This window comes from Pseudoxanthomonas yeongjuensis, assembly GCF_010093345.1.
In the GTDB taxonomy this organism is placed as follows: domain Bacteria; phylum Pseudomonadota; class Gammaproteobacteria; order Xanthomonadales; family Xanthomonadaceae; genus Pseudoxanthomonas_A; species Pseudoxanthomonas_A yeongjuensis.
In genome coordinates, this window is the sequence record NZ_PDWT01000001.1 from 130,030 (window position 1) to 149,128 (window position 19,099).

17 protein-coding genes and 8 tRNA genes are annotated in these 19,099 nt (G+C 65.1%); 19 read left to right on the forward strand and 6 right to left on the reverse strand.

Translation table 11 applies throughout. From position 1 onward, the window contains the following. Positions 1-31 precede the first annotated feature (31 nt). The 13 genes from CSC74_RS00595 to CSC74_RS00655 all read left to right on the forward strand — a co-directional run bounded on the left by CSC74_RS00595 (position 32) and on the right by CSC74_RS00655 (position 9,879). Positions 32-108, forward strand: a tRNA-Pro gene (locus tag CSC74_RS00595). Positions 109-167: 59 nt separating this feature from the next. Beyond that, positions 168-244, forward strand: a tRNA-Arg gene (locus CSC74_RS00600). Between the two features lie 39 nt (positions 245-283). Beyond that, positions 284-360: transfer RNA gene (locus CSC74_RS00605), tRNA-His, on the forward strand. A 67-nt stretch (positions 361-427) separates the two neighbouring features. Then, positions 428-503, forward strand: a tRNA-Lys gene (locus tag CSC74_RS00610). Positions 504-590: 87 nt separating this feature from the next. Then, a tRNA-Leu gene (locus CSC74_RS00615) sits at positions 591-673 on the forward strand. A 372-nt stretch (positions 674-1,045) separates the two neighbouring features. Continuing rightward, positions 1,046-2,338 (forward strand): trigger factor, encoded by a 1,293-nt coding sequence (gene tig / locus CSC74_RS00620; protein ID WP_162312499.1) that lies wholly within the window; start codon positions 1,046-1,048, stop codon positions 2,336-2,338. A gap of 76 nt (positions 2,339-2,414) precedes the next feature. Then, the gene (gene clpP, locus CSC74_RS00625) at positions 2,415-3,044 is read left to right on the forward strand and encodes an ATP-dependent Clp endopeptidase proteolytic subunit ClpP (RefSeq protein WP_162312500.1); all 630 of its coding nucleotides are present in this window, start codon (positions 2,415-2,417) and stop codon (positions 3,042-3,044) included. Between the two features lie 139 nt (positions 3,045-3,183). Next, on the forward strand, positions 3,184-4,470 hold the full coding sequence (gene clpX / locus CSC74_RS00630) for an ATP-dependent Clp protease ATP-binding subunit ClpX (RefSeq protein ID WP_162312501.1): 1,287 nt from the start codon (positions 3,184-3,186) through the stop codon (positions 4,468-4,470). A 120-nt stretch (positions 4,471-4,590) separates the two neighbouring features. Further along, a complete protein-coding gene (gene lon / locus CSC74_RS00635) occupies positions 4,591-7,020 on the forward strand; it encodes an endopeptidase La (RefSeq protein WP_162312502.1) in 2,430 nt (809 codons plus the stop codon). 218 nt (positions 7,021-7,238) lie between these two features. Further along, a complete protein-coding gene (locus tag CSC74_RS00640; protein ID WP_162312503.1) occupies positions 7,239-7,511 on the forward strand; it encodes an HU family DNA-binding protein in 273 nt (90 codons plus the stop codon). A 38-nt stretch (positions 7,512-7,549) separates the two neighbouring features. Then, positions 7,550-7,624: transfer RNA gene (locus tag CSC74_RS00645), tRNA-Val, on the forward strand. Positions 7,625-7,655: 31 nt separating this feature from the next. Next, a tRNA-Asp gene (locus tag CSC74_RS00650) sits at positions 7,656-7,732 on the forward strand. Between the two features lie 164 nt (positions 7,733-7,896). Then, positions 7,897-9,879 carry a SurA N-terminal domain-containing protein gene (locus CSC74_RS00655; protein WP_162312504.1) on the forward strand — a complete coding sequence of 661 codons (1,983 nt, stop codon included), beginning with the start codon at positions 7,897-7,899 and terminating at the stop codon, positions 9,877-9,879. A 97-nt stretch (positions 9,880-9,976) separates the two neighbouring features. On the opposite strand, the gene CSC74_RS00660 is transcribed toward CSC74_RS00655, so the two are convergent. The 3 genes from CSC74_RS00660 to gloB all read right to left on the reverse strand — a co-directional run bounded on the left by CSC74_RS00660 (position 9,977) and on the right by gloB (position 12,865). Beyond that, positions 9,977-10,771: an enoyl-ACP reductase FabI gene (locus CSC74_RS00660; RefSeq protein WP_162312505.1), complete on the reverse strand. Its 795-nt coding sequence runs from the start codon at positions 10,769-10,771 to the stop codon at positions 9,977-9,979. Positions 10,772-10,847: 76 nt separating this feature from the next. Continuing rightward, the gene (locus tag CSC74_RS00665; RefSeq protein ID WP_162313667.1) at positions 10,848-11,987 is read right to left on the reverse strand and encodes a lytic transglycosylase domain-containing protein; all 1,140 of its coding nucleotides are present in this window, start codon (positions 11,985-11,987) and stop codon (positions 10,848-10,850) included. A gap of 110 nt (positions 11,988-12,097) precedes the next feature. Next, a complete protein-coding gene (gloB, locus tag CSC74_RS00670) occupies positions 12,098-12,865 on the reverse strand; it encodes a hydroxyacylglutathione hydrolase (RefSeq protein ID WP_162312506.1) in 768 nt (255 codons plus the stop codon). Between the two features lie 69 nt (positions 12,866-12,934). On the opposite strand from gloB, the gene CSC74_RS00675 reads away from it, so the two are divergent. The 4 genes from CSC74_RS00675 to dnaQ are packed head-to-tail and all read left to right on the forward strand — an operon-like array spanning position 12,935 to position 15,362. Further along, entirely contained in the window at positions 12,935-13,600 is a 666-nt protein-coding gene (locus tag CSC74_RS00675) for a class I SAM-dependent methyltransferase (protein ID WP_246192888.1), read from the forward strand. Between the two features lie 53 nt (positions 13,601-13,653). Then, positions 13,654-14,106 (forward strand): ribonuclease HI, encoded by a 453-nt coding sequence (gene rnhA, locus CSC74_RS00680; RefSeq protein ID WP_162312507.1) that lies wholly within the window; start codon positions 13,654-13,656, stop codon positions 14,104-14,106. Between the two features lie 8 nt (positions 14,107-14,114). Beyond that, complete coding sequence (locus tag CSC74_RS00685) at positions 14,115-14,645, forward strand: GNAT family N-acetyltransferase (protein ID WP_246192890.1); 531 nt, start codon at positions 14,115-14,117, stop codon at positions 14,643-14,645. A 9-nt stretch (positions 14,646-14,654) separates the two neighbouring features. After that, positions 14,655-15,362 carry a DNA polymerase III subunit epsilon gene (dnaQ, locus tag CSC74_RS00690; RefSeq protein ID WP_162312508.1) on the forward strand — a complete coding sequence of 236 codons (708 nt, stop codon included), beginning with the start codon at positions 14,655-14,657 and terminating at the stop codon, positions 15,360-15,362. A gap of 92 nt (positions 15,363-15,454) precedes the next feature. Here dnaQ and CSC74_RS00695 read toward each other — a convergent pair whose 3' ends face one another. Then, on the reverse strand, positions 15,455-16,159 hold the full coding sequence (locus tag CSC74_RS00695; protein ID WP_162312509.1) for a PP2C family protein-serine/threonine phosphatase: 705 nt from the start codon (positions 16,157-16,159) through the stop codon (positions 15,455-15,457). Between the two features lie 199 nt (positions 16,160-16,358). Between CSC74_RS00695 and CSC74_RS00700 the strand changes: the two genes are divergently transcribed. Together CSC74_RS00700 and CSC74_RS00705 are read left to right on the forward strand one after the other, a co-directional pair. Beyond that, positions 16,359-16,448, forward strand: a tRNA-Ser gene (locus CSC74_RS00700). 103 nt (positions 16,449-16,551) lie between these two features. Then, complete coding sequence (locus CSC74_RS00705; protein ID WP_162312510.1) at positions 16,552-16,962, forward strand: DUF6165 family protein; 411 nt, start codon at positions 16,552-16,554, stop codon at positions 16,960-16,962. 7 nt (positions 16,963-16,969) lie between these two features. Here CSC74_RS00705 and CSC74_RS00710 read toward each other — a convergent pair whose 3' ends face one another. After that, complete coding sequence (locus tag CSC74_RS00710) at positions 16,970-18,007, reverse strand: NAD(P)H-dependent flavin oxidoreductase (protein ID WP_211369528.1); 1,038 nt, start codon at positions 18,005-18,007, stop codon at positions 16,970-16,972. A gap of 32 nt (positions 18,008-18,039) precedes the next feature. Further along, positions 18,040-19,089, reverse strand: a complete 1,050-nt coding sequence (locus CSC74_RS00715) for a glycosyltransferase family 9 protein (RefSeq protein WP_211369529.1) — start codon at positions 19,087-19,089, stop codon at positions 18,040-18,042. Positions 19,090-19,099: the final 10 nt, after the last annotated feature.

Genomic DNA, 19,099 nt, shown 5'->3' on the forward strand with positions numbered 1-19,099 from the left:
GTTGGCCTGCACGGCATCGCGGGGGCCGAGTCGGGGTATAGCGCAGTCTGGTAGCGCATCTGGTTTGGGACCAGAGGGTCGGGGGTTCGAATCCCTCTACCCCGACCACTTCAGGTGCCGACCCTGGATAGGATGTCCAACGGCTGGATGCGACAATCCCGGACCGGGCGCCCGTAGCTCAACCGGATAGAGCACCGGCCTTCTAAGCCGGCGGTTACAGGTTCGAGTCCTGTCGGGCGCGCCACTGCGGTATGTTGTCGTTGTAGTTCGCGTTTTATATATGGTGGATGTAGCTCAGTTGGTTAGAGCACCGGATTGTGATTCCGGGGGTCGCGGGTTCAAATCCCGTCTTCCACCCCATATCGAGAAAGAGTCGTGGCGGGTTCCTGATCCGGCCGCGGCTTGTTACAATCTCCACACAGTTTCAGGGCTGTTAGCTCAGTTGGTAGAGCAGTTGACTCTTAATCAATAGGTCGAAGGTTCGAATCCTTCACAGCCCACCAAACCCGAAGCGCCCGGTCATCCCGGGCGCTTTTTTTGTGGCCGGAGAGACCGGTGGCCCGGTCGACGGATACAATGGCGACGGACCAGCGAAAGTGGCGGAATTGGTAGACGCACCAGATTTAGGTTCTGACGGGTAATCCCCGTGGGGGTTCGAGTCCCCCCTTTCGCACCGCGCCGCGGCTAAACCCAGTCGCGATAATGCTGAACGCGCCGCAGCGCGCCCTGATTCGTAAGTGGCGAGCGTTTGCGGTTTGCCGTCCGTAAGCTGATTCACAAGGTGTCGAACGCGCCGCAGCTTGCCCGATATCAGACAGCGGGCGCTTGCCGCCATGGTCAGGCCCGGCGCGCCGCAGCACCACAACCCCATGCGGCGAGCCTTTTCGGCCACAAAGCCCGCTCCCACGCTGGCAGCCAGCCCCGTAATCGGCGAAACTATTGCGTTGCGCCGGGGTCGCACCAGTCCTGAGACTGGGCATCTTCCGCCAACCAGATCATCAACATCGTGCTACGAGCCGTCTCGTGGCCGCAGGAGTCAGTGGATATGCAAGTTTCCGTCGAATCGCTCGGCAACCTCGAGCGCCGCATGAGCTTCACCCTTCCGGCCGAGCGCCTGGATACCCATATCGGCGGTCGCCTGCGCGAACTGGCCCGCACCGCGCGCATCAAGGGCTTCCGCCCCGGCAAGGTGCCGCAGAAAGTGATCGAACAGCGTTACGGACAGCAGGTCCGCAGCGAAGCCTTGAACGGATTGCTGCGCGAGACCTTCGACTCGGCAGTGCGCGAGCAATCGCTGCAGCTGGCCGGCAACCCGCGCCTGGAGCCGGCCGGTACCGGTGAGCTGGAGTGGGTGGCCACGTTCGAAGTGGTGCCGGATTTCGGCGAAATCGACATGTCCAAGCTCAACGTGACCCGGCACACGGCCGAAGTCACCGAGGCCGACATCGACCAGATGATCGAGAACCTGCGCCTGCAGCGCCGCACCTTCCAGCCGGTGCAGCGCGCAGCCCAGCAGGGCGATCGCGTGGCCCTGGAAACCTGGTCGCAGGCCGGCGACGAGCGCCTGCCTGCCGAGGGCGTCGAGAAGGGTGCCACCCTGATCGGCTCGGGGGTCATGTACAGCGGCATCGAGAATGCGCTGGTGGGCATGTCCAAGGGCGAGGAAAAGGACATCACCGTCGATTTCCCGGCCGACTGGCGCGTGGCCCAGCTGGCCGGTCGCCAGGTGCATGTGTATTTGAAGGCCACCGAGGTTTCCGAGTCGGTGATGCCGGAAGTGGACAAGGAATTCGCCAGGAGTTTCGGCGTGAAGGGCGGCGACCTGGAGCAGTTCCGCGGCGATATCCGCAGCAACCTGGAGCGCGAACTCAAGGGCGCCTTGATGACCCGTCTGCGTCGTGAAGTGGGCGAACAGTTGATCGCAGCCTATTCGCACGTGGAAATGCCGCCGCGCCTGGTCGAGAACGAGGCCAGGGCGATGGTCCAGCAGACCGTGGAACAGGCCCAGCGCAATGGTCAGAACGTGCAGGTTCCGGCCGATGCCCACCAGGGCTTCATGGATCCTGCCCGCAAGCGGGTTCTCGTCGGCCTGCTGGTCGGCGAGGTCGCGCGCAGCAACCAGCTGCGCCTGGATCCCAAGCGCCTGAACGAGACGCTGCGCCTGATCGCCTCGACCTACGAAGAGCCCGAGCAGGTCATTGAGTTGTACCGCAACGATCCCCAGTTGATGAGTGGGCTGCAGAACCGCGTGATGGAAGAGCAGGTGATCGACTGGATCGCCGAGCGCGCCCAGCACACCGAACAGGCGCTGTCTTTCCAGGAAGCCATCCGCCAGTAAGCAAAGGCCAGCCCAGTCCAGGGCCCGGGTGCGCGCATCCGGGCTTTCCCGCCCTCAACCAGGTCCGATACTTCTTATGAGCAATATCCAGCCCCAAGCCCTGAACCTGGTCCCGATGGTGGTCGAACAGACCAGCCGCGGCGAGCGGGCCTACGACATCTATTCGCGCCTGCTCAAGGAACGCGTGATCTTCCTGGTTGGCGGCGTCGACGACCACGTCTCCAACGTCATCGTCGCGCAGATGCTGTTCCTGGAAGCCGAGAATCCCGAAAAGGACATCAGTTTCTACATCAACTCGCCGGGTGGCGTGGTTACCGCCGGCATGGCCATCTACGACACCATGCAGTACATCAAGCCCGACGTGAGCACGATCTGCGTCGGCCAGGCCTGCAGCATGGGCGCGTTGCTGCTTTCCGCCGGTGCCGCAGGCAAGCGTTATGCGCTGCCCAACTCGCGGGTGATGATCCACCAGCCGTCGGGCGGCTCCCAGGGCCAGGCCACGGATATCGATATCCAGGCCCGCGAGATCCTGGCCATGCGCGCCCGCCTGAACGAGATCATGGCCAAGCACACCGGCCAGTCGCTGGAGACCATCGCACGGGACACCGAACGCGACAATTTCAAGAGTGCCGCCGACGCGGTCGCCTACGGCCTGGTCGACCAGGTCCTGGAACGGCGTCCGGACGACTCCATCCAGGCCGGCTGAGCAAGTTGACGAAGCCGCTGAAAGCCCCGCGATATAACGTTTCCACCCATTTCCGGCCCGCGCCCACATCGCGCGGCCGGAACTGCTATTCTCAAACCGAACACCCGCTCGACGGGTCGGGTGACTGGACAACCGAAGCATGAGCGAAGACCGGCAAAGCCGTTCCGGCGACAGCAACAAGATCCTCTACTGTTCGTTCTGCGGCAAAAGCCAGCATGAAGTCCGCAAGTTGATCGCGGGCCCGAGCGTGTTCATCTGCGATGAATGCGTGGAGCTGTGCAACGACATCATCCGCGAGGAACTCGAGGAAAAGGCGCAGTCCGCACGCAGCAGCCTGCCCAAGCCGCGCGAGATCCTGGAAGTGCTGGACCAGTACGTGATCGGCCAGCAGCGCGCCAAGCGCACCCTCGCCGTGGCCGTGTACAACCACTACAAGCGCATCGAGAGCCGCAGCAAGAACGACGAGGTCGAGCTGGCCAAGTCGAACATCCTGCTCGCCGGTCCGACCGGTTCGGGCAAGACGTTGCTGGCCGAAACCCTCGCGCGCCTGCTCAATGTGCCGTTCACCATCGCCGACGCCACCACCCTGACCGAAGCCGGTTACGTGGGCGAGGACGTCGAGAACATCATCCAGAAGCTGTTGCAGAAGTGCGACTACGACGTAGAAAAGGCGCAGCAGGGCATCGTCTACATCGACGAGATCGACAAGATCTCGCGCAAGAGCGAGAACCCGTCGATCACCCGCGACGTGTCCGGCGAAGGCGTGCAGCAGGCGCTGCTGAAGCTGATCGAAGGCACCGTGGCCAGCGTGCCGCCGCAGGGCGGTCGCAAGCACCCGCAGCAGGAATTCCTGCAGGTCGACACCAAGAACATCCTGTTCATCTGCGGCGGCGCGTTCGCCGGCCTGGACAAGATCATCCAGCAGCGCTCCACCGAGGCCAGCGGGATTGGTTTCGGCTCGAAGATCAAGAGTTCCACGATCAAGGCCGAGATGGGCAAGGTGCTGTCGGAAGTCGAGCCCGAGGACCTGATCAAGTTCGGCCTGATCCCGGAATTCGTCGGCCGCCTGCCGGTGGTCGCCACCCTGGAGGAACTGGACGAACCGGCCCTGATCAAGATCCTGACCGAACCCAAGAACGCCATCACCAAGCAGTTCAAGAAACTGTTCGACATGGAAGGCGTGGAACTGGAGTTCCGTCCCGACGCGCTGTCGGCGATCGCGCGCAAGGCGCTCAAGCGCAAGACCGGCGCGCGCGGCCTGCGCACCATCGTCGAATCGGTGCTGCTGGACACGATGTACGACCTGCCGTCGCTGGAAAACGTCGGCAAGGTGGTGGTGGACGAATCGGTGATCGAGCACAAGTCCGAGCCGTACCTGATCTACCAGAACGTGCCGCCGCAGGCCAAGGTCGCTGCCGCCGAGTAAGTCGCCCAAGCCGTTGATCCAAAACGGCTTCCGGGTTTCCTATTGCATCCCTTCGCGGATGGCCCCATAACGGGGCCATGGTGCCTTGCACCGTCTTGTCCGCAATCTTCTGGAGCCCCCATGGCCCGTTCCGAACCCGAATTCCTCGACCTGCCGGTCCTGCCGCTGCGCGATGTCGTGGTATTCCCGCACATGGTCATCCCTCTGTTCGTCGGGCGCGACAAATCCATGCGCGCGCTGGAGCAGGCGATGGAAGCGGACAAGCGCATCCTGCTGCTGGCGCAGAAGTCCGCCGAAACCGACGACCCGACCGCCGCCGACCTGTATTCGATCGGCACGCTTGCCCAGGTGCTGCAGCTGCTGAAGCTTCCCGATGGCACGATCAAGGTGCTGGTGGAAGGCACGGCGCGCGTCGAGGTCAGCGAGGTCAGCGAGCGCGACGGCTCGCTGTACGGGCGCGGCGTGGAAATCGGCTCAAGCGATATCCGTGAAGGACGCGAAGTCGAAGCGGTCGCGCGTTCGCTGATGGGCCTGTTCGAGCAGTACGTCAAGACCAACCGCAAGCTGCCGCCGGAACTGTTGCAGACGCTCGCCGGCATCGACGAACCCAGCCGCCTGGCCGACACCATCGCCGCGCACCTGGGCGTGCGTCTGAGCGACAAGCAACGATTGCTGGAAACGCTTGAAATCGGCGACCGGCTGGAACTGCTGGTGGGTTTCGTCGATGGCGAAATCGATGTGCAGCAACTGGAAAAGCGCATCCGCGGCCGGGTCAAGTCGCAGATGGAGAAGAGCCAGCGCGAGTACTACCTCAATGAGCAGATGAAGGCGATCCAGAAGGAACTGGGCGAACTGGACGACGCGCCCAACGAACTGGAGGACCTGGCCCGCAAGGTCGCCGAGGCGGGCATGCCCAAAGCGGTCGAGACCAAGGCGAAGAACGAGCTGAGCAAGCTCAAGCAGATGTCGCCGATGTCGGCCGAAGCCGCCGTCGTGCGCAACTACCTGGACTGGTTGCTCGGCGTGCCGTGGAAGAAGCGCACCAAGATCCGCAAGGACCTGAAGGTCGCGCAGGACACGCTGGACGCCGACCATTACGGCCTGGAGAAAGTGAAGGAGCGCATCCTGGAATATCTCGCGGTGCAATCGCGGGTGACCAAGATGAAGGGCGCTATCCTGTGCCTGGTCGGGCCGCCTGGCGTGGGTAAGACCTCGCTCGGGCAGTCGATCGCCAGGGCCACCAACCGCAAGTTCGTGCGCATGTCGCTGGGCGGTGTGCGCGACGAGGCCGAGATCCGTGGCCACCGTCGTACCTATGTCGGTTCCATGCCCGGCCGCATCGTGCAGAACCTCAACAAGGCCGGCAGCAGGAACCCGCTGTTCCTGCTGGATGAAATCGACAAGATGTCGATGGATTTCCGCGGCGACCCGTCTTCCGCGTTGCTGGAAGTGCTGGATCCGGAACAGAACAACACGTTCAACGACCACTACCTGGAAGTCGACCTGGACCTGTCCGAAGTCATGTTCGTGGCCACGTCCAATACGCTCAACATCCCCGGCCCGCTGCTGGACCGCATGGAAGTGATCCGCATCCCCGGCTACACCGAGGAAGAAAAGCTCAACATCGCCGAACGCTATCTGGTTCCCAAGCAGTTGAAGGCCAATGGCCTGAAGCCCGAGGAACTGAAGATCGCCGAAAGCGCGATCCGCGACATCGTGCGCTATTACACGCGCGAATCCGGCGTGCGCAACCTCGAGCGCGAGATCGCCAAGATCTGCCGCAAGGTGGTGAAGGAGATCGCGCTGGCGGGTCCGCAGCCCGCGAAGAAGAAGGTCGCCGCGATCAGCGTCACCTCGAAGAACCTTGAGAAATACCAAGGCGTGCGCCGCTTCGACTACGGCCGCGCCGAAGAGCAGAACGAGATCGGCCTGGTCACCGGCCTGGCCTGGACCGAAGTCGGCGGCGACCTGCTGCAGATCGAAGTCAGCCTGGTTCCCGGCAAGGGCGGACTGACCCTGACCGGCCAGTTGGGCGATGTGATGAAGGAGTCGGCGTCCGCGGCCCTGTCGGTCGTGCGCTCGCGCGCCGAAAGCCTGGGCATCGACACCGACTTCCTGCAGAAACAGGATGTGCACCTGCACGTGCCCGACGGCGCCACGCCCAAGGACGGCCCCAGCGCCGGTATCGCCATGGCCACCGCTTTGGTATCCACGTTGACCAAAAATCCAGTGCGGGCCAACGTCGCCATGACCGGCGAAATCACCCTGCGTGGACGCGTCTCGGCGATCGGCGGGCTGAAGGAGAAGCTGTTGGCAGCGATCCGCGGTGGCATCACCACGGTGATCATCCCGGAGGAGAACCGAAAGGATCTCGCCGACATCCCGGCCAACGTCACCCAGGGGATGAAGATCGTGCCGGTGCGCTGGATCGATGAAGTACTGGATCTCGCGCTTGAGCGGCCGTTGACGCCTGCCGCGTCGGGCGGCGGCGAAAAATTGCCCGTGCGCGGGACCGGCAAGGAGTCCGTGCAACCCGATCTCAAGCATTGATCCTGCCTTTGGGCAAGTGCTGAAAAACCCGCAAAACCCGCGCCGTTATTGGCTTTTCGGGTTGCGCGGGGTTTTCGTCGCTGGTATAACTGCGTCACCCGCTGGCGCCCGATTCCATGACGCGCTTCACGGCACACCTCGTCGGATGATCCCCAGACTGCACCGCTGGGCAAATTCGATCACTCATTCCGCGGCATCGCCGCACAGGGAGTTTCTACATGAACAAAACCGATTTGATCGAAGCCGTTTCCGAGGGCGCGGACCTGAGCAAGGCCGACGCCGCCCGGGCCGTTGACGCCGTGATTGGCTCCATCACCAAGGCGCTCAAGAAAGGCGACAGCGTGACCGTGGTGGGCTTCGGTACCTTCCAGGTACGCGAACGCGCCGCCCGCACCGGCCGCAACCCCAAGACCGGGGACACCATCAACATCGGTGCTTCGAAAAATCCTGCATTCAAGGCTGGTAAGGCCCTGAAGGATGCCGTAAACTAACTGGCTACCGCCGGTGCTTTGGCATCGGCTCAGCACCTGGGTGCTTAGCTCAGCGGTAGAGCGTCTCCCTTACACGGAGAGGGTCGGGGGTTCGAAACCCTCAGCACCCACCACCTTCGGGTGATGCAAAGAGTTCTTCAAAGCGGAGTGGTAGTTCAGTTGGTTAGAATGCTGGCCTGTCACGCCGGAGGTCGCGGGTTCGAGTCCCGTCCACTCCGCCATATTTGAGCCGAAAGGGCGCCGCAAGGCGCCCTTTCTGTTTGGGATGCCGGCCCCTGCAATACGCACATCCGGTCCGGGATGCCGCGCTGGGCGTGCCTCCGGTTTTGGGATCGGCCGAAGCGCGCTAAACTGCGCGGCTTACGTAACCGGGCCCGACTCTCCGATGCTGCAGAAACTCCGCGACAAGACTTCCGGCTGGATCGCCACCGCCGTACTCGGTTTGCTTATCGTTCCCTTCGCCTTCGTCGGCGTGAACGAATACATGGGTGGGGGTTCCGACAGCACGGTGGCCAAGGTCGAGGCTCCGCCGGCCTGGTGGCATTCCGCGCCGCATTGGTGGCCGCTGTCGATGCTCTGGCAGCACGAGGAAGTCACCCAGGAGGAATTCCGTGCCGGCTTCGAACAGGCTCGCCAGCAACAGCGGCAGGCGCTGGGCGACAATTTCGATCCGCGCGATTTCGAAACCCTGGATAACAAGCTGAAGGTGCTCGACCAGCTGGTCGATCGCAAGGTCCTGCAACTGGCCGCCAAGCGTGCCGGCATCCAGGTCAGCGACGCGGCGGTGCGCAAGACGATCGCCGAGGAACCGGCGTTCCAGGTGGACGGCAAGTTCGATCCCGCGCGCTACACCCAGATGCTGGCCACGCAGACTCCCGCGTTGACCCCGGTCCAGTTCCAGAAGGACCAGCGCGACAGGTTGCAGTTGGCGTTGATCCCGCAGGGCATCGCCGATTCCGGTTTCGCCACCAGCAAGGAGCTCGATCGTTTGATCAGGCTGCTGGGCGAAACCCGCGACATCACCATCGCCGCGTTGCCGCCGGCTCCGGCCGACGACACTCCGGTGACCGATGCGCAGATCAAGGCGTGGTACGACGGCCATGCGGCCGATTTCAAGCAGGGCGAGTCGGTCACGCTGGAATACGTCGACGTCGATGGTGCGACCCTGGCCAATACTGCCGCGCCGGCCGACGAAGCCGCTTTGCGCAAGCGCTACGAAGACGAAAAATCGCGCTTCATGAGCCCCGAGCAGCGCCTGGCTTCGCACATCCTGGTCGCGGTGCCCGCCGGTGCCGATGCGGCGACGCAGAAGGCCGCGGAACAGAAGGCGGCCACGCTGGCAGCGCAGGCCAGACAGCCGGGTGCGGATTTCGCCGCATTGGCCAAGGCCAATTCCGACGACGCCGGCTCCAAGGCGGGCGGTGGCGATCTCTCCTGGGTCGCGCACGATGGAACCATGGTCAAGCCCTTCGAGGATGCGTTGTTCGCCATGCAGGCCGGGCAGATCAGCGATCCGGTGAAGACCGATTTCGGCTACCACGTGCTGCAACTGCGCGAGATCAGGCCGGGCCATGGCAAATCCTTCGAGGAAGTCCGCGATGAACTTGCCCGCGAACAGGCCGAAGCCGATGGCGAGCGCGCCTACAACGACCTGGCCGGGCGCCTGGTCAACGAAGTATTGAAGAACCCCACCGCGCTCGGCCCCGCGGCCAAAGCGGTCGGCTTGCCGGTGCAGCGGATCGGGCCGTTCTCGCGGGCCACCGCGTCGGGCATCGCCGCCAATCCCGCGGTGTTGCGCGCGGCGTTCTCCGATGCGCTGGTGCAGGACGGCACGGCCAGCGACCCGATCGAGGTCGGACCCAAGCACAGCGTGGTGATCCGCGTGCTCCAGCACACCCCGGAACAGGCGCAACCGCTGGCACAGGTGCGCGATGCGGTGATCGCCGCGATCCGCGCCGACCGCAGCGCCAAGGCCGCTGAAGCGGCGGCGGATGCGATCCTGGCCCGCATCGCCAAGGGCGAAACCCTGAAGGACATCGCCACTGCCGACAAGCTGCAGTCCGGCGAGTTGCCGGGCGTGCCGCGTGGCGCGCCGATGCCGTCGCCGGAAATCAACGCGGCTGTTTTCTCCGTGCAGAAGCCCGCTGCCGGCAAGGTGACGGCCGGCAAGGCCAGGATGGAAACCGGGGCCTACGCGGTTTTCGTGGTGAGCAAGGTCAACGAAGGCGATCTGTCCAAGATCACGCCTGAGGAACGCATGGGTTTGCAGCAGCAGGTGATGCAGATGGAAGGCGGCACCGCGGTCGATGCGTTCGTCGCCGCGCTGCGCAAGCAGTACCGGATCACGCGCCGGGAAGACCAGCTGTAACCGGCGATTCCGGCGGTCGACAGCCCTGCGTCCACAAAAAAGCCCGGCAGCCGCCGGGCTTTTTCCATTCCAGAACCATGCCGGTCCGGGAAAGCACTCAGTCCTCGCCGATCCCGGTCATGCCCAGGATGTTGTAGCCGGCATCGACATAGGTCACTTCGCCGGTCACGCCGGCGGCCAGGTCCGAGCAGAGGAACGCGCCGACGTTGCCGACGTCCTCGATGGTCACCGTGCGGTGCAACGGCGCGTATTGCTCGACATGGCCAAGGATCTTGCGGAAGCCGGCGATGCCGGAGGCGGCCAGGGTCTTGATCGGGCCGGCCGAGACCGCGTTGACGCGGATGCCGTCGCGGCCCAGGTCCAGCGCCAGGTAGCGTGTGGTCGCCTCCAGACTGGCCTTGGCCACGCCCATCACGTTGTAGTTCTGCAGCGCGCGCTCCGCGCCCAGGTAGGTGAGCGTCAGCAGCGCGCCGTTGCGGCCTTTCATGAAAGGCCGCGCGGCCTTGGCCAGCGCGGCGAACGAGTACGCGGAGATGTCGTGGGCCAGGGCGAAGTTCTCGCGGGTCAGGCCGTCGAGGAACTGGCCGGCGATGGCTTCGCGCGGGGCGAAAGCGATGGCATGGACCAGGATGTCGAAGCCGTCGCCCCAGTGCTTGCCGACTTCATCGAAGCAGGCGGCGATCTGTTCATCGCTGGCCACGTCCAGCGGCGCGACGAACTTGCCGCCGTATTCCGCGGCGGCCTTCTCCACGCGGGTCTTGAGCTTGTCGTTCTGGTAGGTGAAGGCCAGTTCGGCGCCTTCGCGGTGCATGGCCTCGGCGATGCCCGAGGCGATGGAACGTTCGCTGGCGATGCCGGTGATGAGTGCGCGCTTGCCTTGCAGGAAACCCATGGATTCTCTCGATTGTTGAGCAACGGCTCCATTTTGCCATCTTTCGCCGCCCGACTTGCCGCATGTACCACTGCAGCTATTTGCCGATGCCGTCGCCTTCCAGTTGCAGGACCATGCCGGGTTGCAGGATGGCGCTGCTGGCCAGGCCATTGCGGGCCAGCAACTGCTGCGGCCGCATGCCGTAGCGGCGGGCGATGGTCCAGGCCGATTCGCCGCGGCGCACGGTATGGGAAAGCGCACTTCCGGTGCTCTTGGCGGCAATGGGCCGCACCGGTGTCGGTGCGGCGGAGCTGCCGGAGGGTGCAGCTTGTGCAACCGCCGTGTCCGCAATGTAGGACATGGCTTCCTTGCCGGCCGGGGCCAGCACCCGCAAGGGCTTTCCGCCACGCGAAAAACCCGTGGCAAGTGCGGGATTCAGCCGCTGCAACAGGGCGCTGTCGTGGCCCTGGCGCCGGGCCCAGGCATCCAGGTTGGCGATATCGGCGGGCAGGACCTGCGAGGCCAGGCGCGGCACCGGCCGGTCCAGGGTGCGCATCCACTCCTCGCGATCGTCGGCCTGCTGGAAGATGCAGGCCAGCGCATGCAGTTTTTCCACGTAGGCATAGGTGATGCCCGACAATCCGGGCAATTGCGCGGGTTTCGCATTCTGCGCATTCATGCCGGCACGGCGCATCGATTGCAGGATGCGATATTCGCCGGCGTTGTAGCCCATTACCGCCAACCGCCAGTCGCCGCCGAACATGCCATTGAGGGTCTTGAGGTAACGGACGGCGGCCTGGGTCGATTCCACCGGCGACAAACGCCCATCGTAGCCATTGCGCATGGCCACGCCGTGGTTGCGCGCGGTGATGCCGATGAACTGCCACAGGCCCGCGGGACCGCTGGCGCTGCGCGCGCCCGGCTTGTAGCCGCTTTCCACGAACGGGATCAAAGCGAATTCGGTAGGCAGGTCGGCTTCGCGCAGCGCGTCCACCACGTAGCCGAACAAGGGCAGCAGGTCGTCATTGGTCCGCGCCAGCCGTACCGGCGCCTGGCTGAAGTGCTTTTTCCAGCGCACGCTGGTGGCGGCCGCGTTGCATTCGGGTTCGGCCAGGCCGGCGCGGAAGCTTTCGTAGATCTGGCGGCCATTGCGCTGGCTGGGAGCGGGCTTGGGAACAGGCACCGATTCCAGTTCGATCGGCGGATTTTCGGGCAGGGAAGCGGCTGCGGCCACCATCACTACCGGAGGAGGCGTGCCCGCTTGCTGATTCGCTGTGTCGGCTGCAAGCGATCCGCCCGCCCATCCACACGCGCACAGCAACAACCAGGCGCCACGGCAACGCCGGGTCATGCGCGGAAGCCGTCTTTCCAGCGCCGCAATTCGGCGAAAGTCTCGACCCGGTCCGCGGGTTCGCGATCCAGCCGCGTGGCAACGGCCGCGTGGATCGCAGGCGCGTCCACGCGCAGGAACGGATTGGTGGCCAGCTCGGTGGCGAGGGTGGAAGGCAGGGTGGGGCGTCCGGCGTTGCGCATGGCTTGGGCTTCCTCGGTGCGGCGACGCAGGGCGTCGTTGGCGGGGTCCACGGCCCGGGCGAAGGCTGCGTTGGCCAAAGTGTACTCGTGGCCGCAGCATACGGCCGTGTCGCCGGGCAGGGCGGCCAGGCGCTCCAGCGACCCCAGCATCTGCGCCGGCGTGCCCTCGAACAGGCGCCCGCAGCCCATGCTGAACAGGGTATCCCCGCAGAACAAATGCCCTGCGGCCCCGTGGAAGGCGATATGGCTCAGGGTATGCCCGGGCACGGCCAGTACGCTGAAATCCCAGCTGTTCAGCTGGAAGCGGGAGCCTTCGCCGACCCGTTCGGTGGCATGCGGAATGCGCGGATCGTCGGGGGCGAACACCGGCAGGGTCGGCCAGCGCTCGCGCAGCGCGGCCACGCCGCCGCAGTGGTCGGGGTGATGGTGGGTGAGCAGTACCCCGGCCGGCCACAGGCCCAGGTCGCTGGCGGCCAGGACCGGCGCGGCATCGCCCGGATCCACGATCACGGCGTTGCCCTCGTCGTCGACCAGGGCCCAGATGTAGTTGTCTTCGAAGGCGGTCAGTGCGGTCAGACGCATCGGTGGTTACCGGGAAGAAGGGGAGAGCCGACAGGGCGGCGGAAGAAGGCGTCCTCTACAATTCCGAACATGCCCGTCCTGCAGATCAGCCGTCAACCCGATGCCCTAGCCTGGTTCGACAGCGTACGCGGCCAGCCCCTGCTGGCAGCGGAACAGGTGCTGATTGCAGCAGCCATGGCCTCGCGCCCGGCCCAGCAGCCCTGGTTGTGGCTGGCCCCGCAGGCCCCAGGGCCCGGCATCCCCGAACTGCCGCGACGGACCCTGGTCCTGGATCGCCGGCAGGACGGCTTTTCCGGCAGTCTGCGCTGCGGCCTGCCACTGCCGCTGCCCAACGAATCGATCGGCAACCTGATCGTGCAGCACGCGCTCGACGATGGCATGGACGGATTGCTGGACGAATGCGCCCGGGTGCTGGAGCCGGGCGGACGGCTATGGCTGTTCACCCTCAACCCCTGGAGCCCGTATCGCGCGCGCTGGCGGCACAGCGGCCTGGTGGCACGCGATCCCCAGGCCTGGCGCGGGGCCTTGCGCAGTCTTGGCCTGCAGCCCCGCATGGGCGGGATGGGTTACCTGGGCCCGATCTGGCGTATGGCCAGCGGCCCGGCGGATCTGGCGAAACCCCGATCCAGCCGCCTGCGTGCCGCCTGCGTGCTGGAATTCGAGAAACGCAGCGCCGCCCTTGTTCCTCCCGCACCGGTCACCCGCCAATGGCAGGCCGGCGCCACTCCCGCATGAGCCAGGCGCGATCCAGCCCCTGCGCGATCCAACCCCATGAAAGAAGGCGACCAATGAAAGAAGTGGAAATCCATACCGACGGCTCCTGTCTGGGCAATCCAGGCCCAGGCGGATGGGCGGCGGTGCTGCGCTACCAGGGGCGCGAACGCGAACTGTCCGGCGGCGAAGCGCTGACCACCAACAACCGCATGGAACTGATGGGCGCGATCATGGCCCTGGAAACGCTGAGCGAACCCTGCCGCATCGTCCTGCACACCGATTCGCAATACGTGCGCCAGGGCATCACCGAGTGGATGGCCAACTGGGTGCGCCGCAACTGGAAGACGGCCGGCGGCAGCCCGGTCAAGAACCGCGACCTGTGGGAACGCCTGCATGCGGCCAACCAGCGGCACACGGTCGAGTGGCGCTGGGTCAAGGGCCATTCGGGCAATCCCGACAACGAGCGCGTCGACCTACTGGCTCGCGATGCGGCGATCCGCTGCCGCGACCTGGCTCCTGCGGGATGAGCATGCCGATGAACATGCCGGTCCTCGAAACCGGGCGCTTGAAAATCCGCCCGCTGTCGGTGGACGGCGACAGCGATGCGATGTTCATCAATCGCCTGCTCAACGAACCCAGCTTCCTGCAGAACATAGGAGACCGCGGCGTCCACAGCCTGCAGGATGCGCGCGCCTACCTGTCGAAAGGCCCGATGGCCAGCTATGCCGCCAACGGTTTCGGCCTGTGCCGCATCGAGCTGAAGGAAAACGGCGCGACCGCGGGAATGTGCGGACTGGTGAAGCGCGCGACGCTGGACGATGTCGACCTGGGTTATGCGCTGTTGCCTGAATACTGCGGCCATGGATATGCGGTGGAAGCGGGTGCGGCGGTGCTGGCCGACGCGCACTCCAGACTCGGCCTGCAGCGGGTCGTCGCCATCACCGATCCACGCAACGAAGGTTCCATCCGCGTGCTCGAGCGGCTAGGTTTCCACTTCGAAAAAAGGGTGCGCCTGACAGCCGACGACATCGAGCTCAAGCTGTTCGCACGGGAGGCCGCAAGGTAAGCTGAAGGCATGCGTCAGATCATCCTCGACACCGAAACCACCGGCCTGGAATGGAAGAAGGGCAATCGCGTGGTCGAAATAGGCTGCGTCGAACTGCTGGAACGGCGGCCTACCGGGAATACCTACCACCAGTACATCAATCCGCAGCGCGAATTCGAACAGGGCGCGGCCGAAGTCACCGGCCTCAGCCTGGAATTCCTGGCCGACAAGCCCTTGTTCGCCGACATCGCCGACGATTTCCTCGCCTTCATCGACGGAGCCGAACTGATCATCCACAACGCGACCTTCGATATTGGTTTCCTCGACTACGAGCTGTCGCTGCTGGGCGAGCGCTATGGACGCATGCGCGACCGCGTGCAGGTGGAGGATTCGCTGCTGATGGCGCGCCAGCGTTTCCCCGGGCAGCGCAACTCGCTGGATGCGTTGTGCAAGCGCCTGGGCGTGGACAACGCCCACCGCCAGTTGCACGGCGCGCTGCTCGATGCGCAGTTGCTGTGCGAGGTGTACCTGTACATGACCGCAGGGCAGGGCGAGATCGGCTTCGGCGGCGACGAGTCTTCGCAACAGACTGCGGTAATGCCGGCTTTCTCGATTCCCGCGCAGGGTGCGCGTCCGCGCGTACTGGTCAGCCCGGCCGAGCTGGCTGCCCACGAATCGCGCCTGGCCGTGCTGCGCAAGAAATCAGGCGACAAATGCCTGTGGGATTTGCCTCTGTAGGAGCGGGCCTTGCCCGCGATGCTCTTGCGTGGCCTGAGGAATGTACGACCCGAGGGAAAGCATCGCGGGCAAGGCCCGCTCCTACGGGGACGTCAGTGGCAACGCACCAGGATCGCGGTGACGTTGTCCGAGCCACCCCCGTCCAGCGCCGCGGCGATCAGCGTATCCACGCATTCCTGCGCGCTGCAGTCGTCGTGGCGCAGGGTGCCGGCGATGCCCTGGTCGTCCACTTCCTCGGTCAGGCCGTCGCTGCACAACAGCAGCTGCATGCCGGGCTTCAGTTCGCCGGTCATGGTTTCCACGTTGAGGTGGTTGGGGTCGGTCACGCCCAAGGCCTGGGTGACCACGTTGCGGTGCGGGTGGGAGCGCGCCTGTTCGTTGGTCAGCGAGCCCTGCGCGATCAATTCCTGCACGTAGCTGTGGTCCTGGCTGAGCTGGGCCAGGTTGCCGTCGCGCCACAGGTAGGCGCGGCTGTCGCCGACCCAGGCCACCTCGAAACGGTTGCCGTGCACGCGCGCCGCGACCACGGTGGTGCCCATGGGCAGGGTGTCGTTGCGGCGCCTGGAGGTGCGGATGATCTCTTCGTCGGCGATGCGGATGGCCTGGGCCAGGGGGGTGCCGTCGCGGATCTCGCGGACGATGGTTTCCCGGGCCAGGGCACTGGCGACTTCGCCGCAGGCGTGTCCGCCCATGCCGTCGGCGACCAGCCACAAACCCAGCTCGCTGTCGCCGTAATAGGTGTCTTCATTCAAGTCGCGGCGCAGGCCCACGTGGGTGAGGTGTCCGAATTCGATCATGGCGCCCTGTTGGTCTGAATCCGATTGTCCGTATCGGTCTCAACGGAATGATCGCGGGGAAACGGACAGGCGGCAAGGTTTCGCGGGTTCGCGCGCATGCGGGGGTTCAGCGGCCCGGGCATGGCGTTGTTTTACTTGTCCCGGCCCGGTCCGGCCCGTATCATGCACGCCCCCGGCTCGCTACACGGCCGGGGCGACCGGAGAGGTGGCAGAGTGGTCGAATGTACCTGACTCGAAATCAGGCGTACGTGTAAGCGTACCGTGGGTTCGAATCCCACCCTCTCCGCCAATACGCCAAGGCCCCCGCAAGGGGGCTTTTGCGTATCTGGCCATCGCTGCCGGGAAATACCGGTGCCGTTACAATCGCTGTCCCCGCAGCGAGAACCCATGCCATGTCCGAAATCCAGGCCCCCGTTTCCTTCGGCGAGCTGCTCGACAAGATCGCCATCCTGCAGATCAAGTCCGAGCGCATGAACGACGAAGCCAAGCTGGCGAATGTGCGCAACGAGCTGTCGGCATTGGAGACGACCTGGATGGCGCATCCCGCCGCCGGCCACAACATCGTCGATCTGCGCGCGCAGCTGAAGGCGGTCAACGAGCGCCTGTGGGTGATCGAGGACGATATCCGGGTCAAGGAAAAGGCCCAGGCTTTCGACGCCGAATTCATCAAGCTCGCGCGCAGCGTCTATTTCGAGAACGACGAACGCGCGCGGATCAAGAAGGACATCAATCTGGCGCTGGGCTCGAGCTACGTGGAAGAGAAGTCCTACCAGGACTACAAGAGCGACGCCGCTCCGCTCTGATCGCGGTTTAGGCCCGCCCGGCCAGTTGTCTGGTCAGTTTGGCCGCGGGAATGTTCCTGCAGCCATCGGGATTCTGCCCCGACCACAGGGGCGAGAAATCCCCGCTTCCTTGACGCTCGCAATACGCCCGCAGCGGCGCCATCGCTGCCGCGGCCAGGGGGAATTCGGGAGCCAGCGGATTCATCGGTCCCAGTTCGCGCATGCAGCGATTGACCAGGCCGCGTGCCGGGCGCCCGCTGAAGAGATTGGTCAGTGCCGTATGCTGGGGTCCCCCGTCCGCCAGTGCCGCGCGATGCACTGCGCTGGTGGTGGCTTCCGGACAGAGCAGGAACGCCGTACCGACCTGCACGCCGGACGCACCCAGTGCGAGTGCGGCGACGACTGCCCTGTGGTCGGCAATGCCGCCGGCGGCGATCACCGGGACGCGGACTGCGTCGACTATCCGCGGCAGCAGGGCGAAAATTCCCGATTGCCGGGTCAGGTCGTCGGAAAGGAAGTGCCCGCGATGCCCGCCGGCCTCCAGTCCCTGCGCGATCACCGCATCCACGCCGCGGGCTTCCAGCCAGCGCGCTTCTTCCACCGTGGTGGCCGTGGACAAGACCTTGCAGTCCCAGCGGCGGATCGTTTCCAGCAGGGCGTGGGAAGGCAGGCCGAAATGGAAGCTGACCACCGCCGGCCTGAATTCCTCCAGCAATTCGGCGGTTGGCGCATCGAAGGGCAGGCGTGCCGGAGTGGCCGTCAGTTGTCCGGGGTCGAGATCGAAGGCGCGATAGTAGGGTTCCAGTACTGCGCGCCACCTGGCTTCTCGCACGGGATCGGACACGGGCGTGGCGTGGCAGAAGAAGTTGAGATTGTAAGGTCGGTCGGTTTGCGCCTTGATCGCAACGAGTTCCGCGCGCAAGGCATCCGCACCCAGCATCGCGCAGGGCAGCGAGCCCAGACCTCCCGCATTCGACACAGCGACCGCCAATGCGTGGTCTTGCGAACCGGCCATCGGCGCCTGGATGATCGGCAGGTCGATGCCGAGCAGGGATTGCAGCGACATTTCGATCTCCGGTGCGGAAAACGGAACCGGGATTATGCGCGCGGATGGTCGGACACGTAGCGCTCGAATGCGGCAACCGCATCTTCCACGCCGACCAGACCCATCACGTCGTCGAACTCGATCTTCGTCCCCCAGCCGAGCTCGCTGGCCGGCTTGCCCAGGAATTTCCGCGCCGCCGCGTCGTATTTGTCCACGCAGTAACGCACGTCGGAATACGGTCCGCTGCGCAACGGGTTGCTCGCCGCATGCAGGCCCAGCACCTTGCTGCCCATGGCGTTGGCGATGTGCATCGGGCCGGAGTCGGGTGTCATCACCAGTGCGGCGCGTTCCAGCAGGGCGGGCAACTGCTTCAGCGTGTCCTTGCCGACCAGGTCCAGCACGGGTGCCTGCATGGCCGCGACGATGGCGTCGGTGGTGCTGCGCTCGAGCTCGCTGCGGCCGCCGCACAACACGATTCGCCAACCCTTCGCTGCCGCATGGTCGGCGACGGCGGCGTAGCGATCCGGATACCAGTTGCGGCGCACATGGCTGGAACAGGGCGAGATCATCAGGGTCGGGGCGCCATCGTCGGCCCATTGCGCGCGCGCCCATTCCCGCGCCGCTTCCGGCACCGGCAGGCTCCACACGACCTCGGTCTGCTTCAGGCCCAGCGGCTCGCAGAAGCTGCCGATGGCATCGAGCACATGGATACCGGGGCGGTCGGGGATGCGTTCGTTGATGAAAAGCCCGTGCAGATCCCTGGAGCGCGTGCGGTCGTAGCCGATGCGGCGACGCGCCGGGATGAAGGCCGACAGCACGTTGGCGCGGAAGGCGACCTGCATCTGCAGCAGCGCATCGAATCCTTCCGCCGGCAGCTGCCTGCGCAGGGCGCGCATGCCGGCCAGTCCCGAGCGTTTGTCGTAGGCGTGGAAGACCACGCCGTCCAGACCATCGAGCAGCTTCTGCCCGCCCTTGTCGATGATCCAGTCGAGCCGCAGTTGCGGCCACGCCTTCTGCAGCGTGCGGACCAGGGGTACGACGTGGGTCACATCGCCGAGCGCCGACAGGCGCAGCAGGCACAGCGATAAGGGATTGATCGACAAGTGTTGTTAG

Excerpts from the sequence above, each read along its gene's own strand:
- tig (WP_162312499.1), top strand. The coding sequence starts at position 1,046 with ATGCAAGTTTCCGTCGAATCGCTCGGCAACCTCGAGCGCCGCATGAGC.
- clpP (WP_162312500.1), top strand. The coding sequence starts at position 2,415 with ATGAGCAATATCCAGCCCCAAGCCCTGAACCTGGTCCCGATGGTGGTC.
- clpX (WP_162312501.1), top strand. The coding sequence starts at position 3,184 with ATGAGCGAAGACCGGCAAAGCCGTTCCGGCGACAGCAACAAGATCCTC.
- lon (WP_162312502.1), top strand. The coding sequence starts at position 4,591 with ATGGCCCGTTCCGAACCCGAATTCCTCGACCTGCCGGTCCTGCCGCTG.
- CSC74_RS00640 (WP_162312503.1), top strand. The coding sequence starts at position 7,239 with ATGAACAAAACCGATTTGATCGAAGCCGTTTCCGAGGGCGCGGACCTG.
- CSC74_RS00655 (WP_162312504.1), top strand. The coding sequence starts at position 7,897 with ATGCTGCAGAAACTCCGCGACAAGACTTCCGGCTGGATCGCCACCGCC.
- CSC74_RS00660 (WP_162312505.1), bottom strand. The coding sequence starts at position 10,771 with ATGGGTTTCCTGCAAGGCAAGCGCGCACTCATCACCGGCATCGCCAGC.
- CSC74_RS00665 (WP_162313667.1), bottom strand. The coding sequence starts at position 11,987 with ATGGTGGCCGCAGCCGCTTCCCTGCCCGAAAATCCGCCGATCGAACTG.
- gloB (WP_162312506.1), bottom strand. The coding sequence starts at position 12,865 with ATGCGTCTGACCGCACTGACCGCCTTCGAAGACAACTACATCTGGGCC.
- CSC74_RS00675 (WP_246192888.1), top strand. The coding sequence starts at position 12,935 with ATGCCCGTCCTGCAGATCAGCCGTCAACCCGATGCCCTAGCCTGGTTC.
- rnhA (WP_162312507.1), top strand. The coding sequence starts at position 13,654 with ATGAAAGAAGTGGAAATCCATACCGACGGCTCCTGTCTGGGCAATCCA.
- CSC74_RS00685 (WP_246192890.1), top strand. The coding sequence starts at position 14,115 with ATGAACATGCCGGTCCTCGAAACCGGGCGCTTGAAAATCCGCCCGCTG.
- dnaQ (WP_162312508.1), top strand. The coding sequence starts at position 14,655 with ATGCGTCAGATCATCCTCGACACCGAAACCACCGGCCTGGAATGGAAG.
- CSC74_RS00695 (WP_162312509.1), bottom strand. The coding sequence starts at position 16,159 with ATGATCGAATTCGGACACCTCACCCACGTGGGCCTGCGCCGCGACTTG.
- CSC74_RS00705 (WP_162312510.1), top strand. The coding sequence starts at position 16,552 with ATGTCCGAAATCCAGGCCCCCGTTTCCTTCGGCGAGCTGCTCGACAAG.
- CSC74_RS00710 (WP_211369528.1), bottom strand. The coding sequence starts at position 18,007 with ATGTCGCTGCAATCCCTGCTCGGCATCGACCTGCCGATCATCCAGGCG.